The organism is Azospirillum sp., assembly GCF_050789165.1.
Genome location: NZ_JBOZRT010000121.1, coordinates 1 through 4499, shown reverse-complemented (window position 1 = coordinate 4499; position 4499 = coordinate 1). Strand labels below are relative to the sequence as shown.

2 protein-coding genes and 1 pseudogene are annotated in these 4499 nt (G+C 65.4%); 1 reads left to right on the top strand and 2 read right to left on the bottom strand.

Annotated features, from left to right (window positions below):
* Positions 1-979 (bottom strand): annotated as a pseudogene (locus ACRWK7_RS26450) (beta strand repeat-containing protein); the annotation flags it as partial.
* Between the two features lie 609 nt (positions 980-1588).
* Complete coding sequence (locus ACRWK7_RS26445) at positions 1589-2518, bottom strand: glycosyltransferase family 61 protein (protein WP_431859387.1); 930 nt, start codon at positions 2516-2518, stop codon at positions 1589-1591.
* A gap of 207 nt (positions 2519-2725) precedes the next feature.
* Here ACRWK7_RS26445 and ACRWK7_RS26440 point away from each other — a divergent pair, with 207 nt between their 5' ends.
* Positions 2726-4261 (top strand): glycosyltransferase family protein, encoded by a 1536-nt coding sequence (locus ACRWK7_RS26440; RefSeq protein WP_431859386.1) that lies wholly within the window; start codon positions 2726-2728, stop codon positions 4259-4261.
* Positions 4262-4499: the final 238 nt, after the last annotated feature.

The following is a 4499-nucleotide window of genomic DNA, read 5'->3' as shown; positions in this document are numbered from 1 at the left end:
GAGCCGACAGGTTCGTCGTGCTCAGACCGTTCAGCTGGTCCGTGGTCAGCTGGCCGATCTGCGTCGCCGAGAACTCATTGATGTCGGCGGTGGACAGTGCGCTCAGCTGCGTCGTGGTCAGCGACTTCACCTGCGTCGCCGTCAGGCCACCAACCTGGCTGCTCGTCAACGCCGACAGGTTGGTCGTGCTGAGGTTGCTGATCTGGCTCGTCGTCAGCTGGCTGACCTGGGTGCGCGACAGCTCGTTGATGTCGGCGGTGGACAGCGCGTTCAGCTGCGCCGTGGTCAGGCTCCCGACCTGCGTCGCGGTCAGGCTGGCCACTTGCGAACTGGTCAGAGCCGACAGATTGGAACTGCTCAAGCCACTGATCTGGTTGCTGCTCAACTGGCCGATCTGCGTGGCGCTGAACTCGTTGATGTCGGCGGTGGACAGCGCGTTCAGCTGCGTCGTGGTCAGCGACTTCACCTGCGTGGCGCTCAAGCCGCCGACCTGACTGCTCGTCAGCGCCGACAGGTTCGCCGTGCTCAGGGTGGACAGCTGCCCCGTGGTCAGCCCACTGACCTGCGTCGCCGTCAAGGCGCTCAGCTTGTCGGTTCCCAGCGACGCCAGCTGATCGGTGCCCATCACCCCGATCTGCGTCTTGGTGAACTCGCGCGCATCGGTCGTGGTCAGCGCCGCCAACTGCGTGGTCGATAGCCAACCGATCTGTTGCGTCGTCAGCGAGCCGATCTGCGTCGCGCTCAACGCATTCAAGTCGGTGGTTTCCAGGGCGCCGATCTGCGCGTTGCTCAGCACTTGCAGCTGAGCCGCGCTGAAGACCAACTGCCCGACTTGAAGCGCCTGGACCTGCGTCGTCGTCAGCGCCTGCACCTGACTGGTGGTCATCGCCGAGATGTCGGCGGTCGTCAGGCTGGCGATGTTGGTGGTCGACAGCGACGAGATCTGCGCCGGCGACATATTCGTGATTGCGCTGACCATCGGAGATCTCCCAGTTACCGGCAATTATCGGAGACGATAAGAATCTGACAACCAGCGTCTCTGAACTGGTCGGCCCGATTCACCATCCCGCGCAGGAGTGTGGCTTGCCGATAGCTGGACATGATTCCGATCCTCCATTTTGAAGGGACTACTCTTTTTCAGGGTTGGTTATACCCCTTCCGAACGGGTAAGGCAAGCGCCGGCGCAGAGCTCCGGTTGAGCGTCCATACGCTTTTGAGGCACTCCCGTCGCACCCGCTCAAGGCGGAAACGCCCGTACCGGCGGGCGCTGACGCCTTCGGGAACCTGCCGTTCCCGCTTCCACCAAGGCGAATTCCGGGGTGAGTCATTGAAATCTCGGCACAACTTCCATCGCGCCCATATGCTGGCGCCGAATGCTGGGCACCACATGATCGTCTTATGGTTATGAAAGCACTAACGAGAGGAGCCGGGCGTCATCGTGCCGCAGTTCAGGCCGTGAAGTATTCGTGACATCCACGAGCAGGAACGAAACTGCCGGCCATCCATCGAAGGGCGCCACTCCCCGATGCATCCTCCTCCGCGACGGGGACGACTCGGAGCGACAGCGCCGCGCCCCGCGCGGTGTGGGTCACCGGCAGGTCTGCAGGATCCGGTCAAGCTCGCCGGCATCGATGATCATGTTGCCGTCCTCGTCGTGACGGGTGACGACGATCGGGTGGTAGGAAAAACCAAGGATGCGGCAAATCTCCCCGTAGCAGTCGTGCGTGGCCAGATAGGGCGGGAACACCTCGATCAGGTTCACCGGCGGGTTCAAGTAAACGATGTTCGTCAGCGCCGCGCCGTGCGGCGCCAGGATCGTCCGCGCCCCGTTCATCCGGCGGATCTGCTCGGACACGGTAAGCTCGCCGGCACCGAAATCCACGCGCCGGAACCTGTACCGCCCCAGCACGTCGAGAACCTCGGGCGTCTCGGCGATTCCTTCGACGCGTTGGCGGTTCGAACTTTTCCGTTCCAAATAGATGAAATCGTCGCCCGGCTGGGCGAACGTGTCCACGCATTCCCGGACGTAGTCGACGCTTTCACGCGAGAAGTAATCGTAGAACAGGATCGGGTCGACGTGGATGGCGGAGTCCTCGACCGGAACCGCCGTCCGCCCTTTCAGACAGCGCCCGAGCAGTTCGTCCTGATAGGGGAATTCCCGCAGCCGGGGGTTGATGGCGACCGCGTGGTGCCGAGCGCCGAGGAGCCGCAGGGCGCTCGCGCATTCCAGCGTGACGTGGAAATAATTGCTCGCATAAGGGCTGGCCAGAACCGGCAGGTTCTCGTACCGCTGCGTGATGGTGCTGGCGTAGAGTGAAAGGTTCGCCATCATCTCGGCGGTGAACATCTTCCGATAGCCGTCGAACGCAAAGTCATAGCGGGGAATCGGCGTCACCAGACGTTCGTTCTCCACGTCGAACCACACGCACCCACCGATGAACGAAAGAAACGTCCCCTTCAGGACACCGAGCGCGGACGTGGGATGGAACGCTCCGTCGGTCAGGCTCTCCAGTTGCACGTTCGCTCTCCACCGCGCGATCGGACCCGATCATGATGCATCCGGAAAAGGGCCGGCATGCCCTGCCGAACTCTACCCGAGCGTCGCGAAAGCAGGCAAGACGCCGACAGGCGGGAAGCCCGCCGGCGCCCGCGACCTTTGCAGAGGCATCCCGGTTGGCGGTAGGCTGTCGCCGAACACCGCCCGCCCCACAGGATTTCACCGACGATGACCGCCATTGCGCAGGCGCTTCTGCTTTTGGATGCCGAGGACCGGGTCGATGAGATGGTCCGCTACGTCCAGGAGGGTGGGCACCAGCCGGGCGACATGGTCCAGGCGATCTACCAGTTGCTCCTGTCCAAGGCGCTGAGGCCGGCGTACCTGATGGGGATGCTCCTGGCGAACGGCGGCTATGGGAATCCGGTCATTTCGATTGCCGTCGCCGCCGGAGGCCTTGTCTTCGGAAACACCGAGGAGGAGGCGCGCGGCCTGTCCGCCCTGCGCTTCCAAGCCGACTCGCTGACCGAGGCGCAGCGGGCGGAACTGTACACCGCCGTGCTGGAGCCGGTGGCCAAGGTCCTGCTCGAAGGCACGCTGCACGCGTCGGACCACCCGCGGACGTTGCGGATCCTGGAGATCCTCAAGGCGGGGACACCGCGCTTCCGCACGATCTTCGACGACCAGGCTCCCATCCCCGCGCTGAGGCTGGACGAGTTGCGCCGGCAGGGGCGCGCCCGCTCCCGCCTGATCAGCCACGCGAGTCCGCCGGCGTCGGCCCCGCGCTCGCCGCGCCGTGCCGTGGTGGCCATCCGCGAACTGTTCTTTCCCAACCACCCCAACTCACGGCCGCTGGACCTCGGGCCGCGTCTGGTCGCCGCCATGGAGGGGTATGGCTGGCGGCCGCGTTTCTACGGCATGCCCTGCCGGAACCTGATCGAGGAGTACCGGGCCGTCGCCGAGCTTTGCGCGGCACACGAGGCCGAGGTGCTGGTCCTCGACGACAACCTCATGGAGGCGGAGTACGCGCGGCCGGCGCGCGCGGCGATGATCGCCCGGCTGCGCCAGGAGTTGCCGGAGCTGAAGATCGTGTCGATCCTGTTCGATACCTGGTCGCTCGATCCCGCGGTGATGACCGACGCGCTGGCCGGAGTCGATTGCGTCTGGGAGACGACGTCGCCGTCGCTGCCGCTGTGGCGTGAGCCCGCCTTTGCCGGCCGGGTGCTGCACATACAGGTGCCGCACGCCGGAAACGACGCCGAGCCCGGCATGCCGCTCGACGGCCGTCTGTGCTTCTGCGGCGGTGTGAAGGGGTACAACTGGCACCGCGCCTTCTGGCTGGCCGCGGCGGCCGAACGCGGGCTGCCGGTCGAGCAGCGGCTGTCCTCCCACCAGTCCGACGGCCTGCCGGCGCTGGAGAGCTATGCCCTCTACATGCAGCAGATCCGCAACGCGCCCTGCTCGCTGAACCTCTCCATGCGCTCGGACCTGAGCTGCATCGTCACCGGCCGCAGCTTCGAGACGATCATCGGCGGCTCGCTGCTGGTGCAGGAGGCGACTCCGGACATGGACTACTACTTCACCGCCGGCGAACACTATCTGAGCTTCGAGACGCTGGCCGAGTTGGTCGCCGTGATCCGCTTCCTCGCCGAGCACCGCGACGAGGCCGAGGAGGTCCGCCGCTGCGGCAACGCCTTCGCACGCGAGCGCTACAGCGACGACCGCCTGATCGGCTACCTGGACAAGCGGCTGTTCTTCCCGGACTGAGCGGGACCTACGCCTCGCCTGCCGGCTCCCGCCACTGGGCTGGCTCAGTGCCCCGCCTCCGGCGGGGGAGCCGGAGGGGGGCAAGCTCCTGGCAGCCGAAACGCCGACGCCCGCCGCTGGTGAGAGCGGCGGGCGTCGGCAATGGTGAAGAGCGATCGCTATGATCCGTGTGTCTGGTGAACGCCTTGAAGACCTGGCGGCGACCTACTCTCCCACGTCTTGAGACGCAGTACCATCG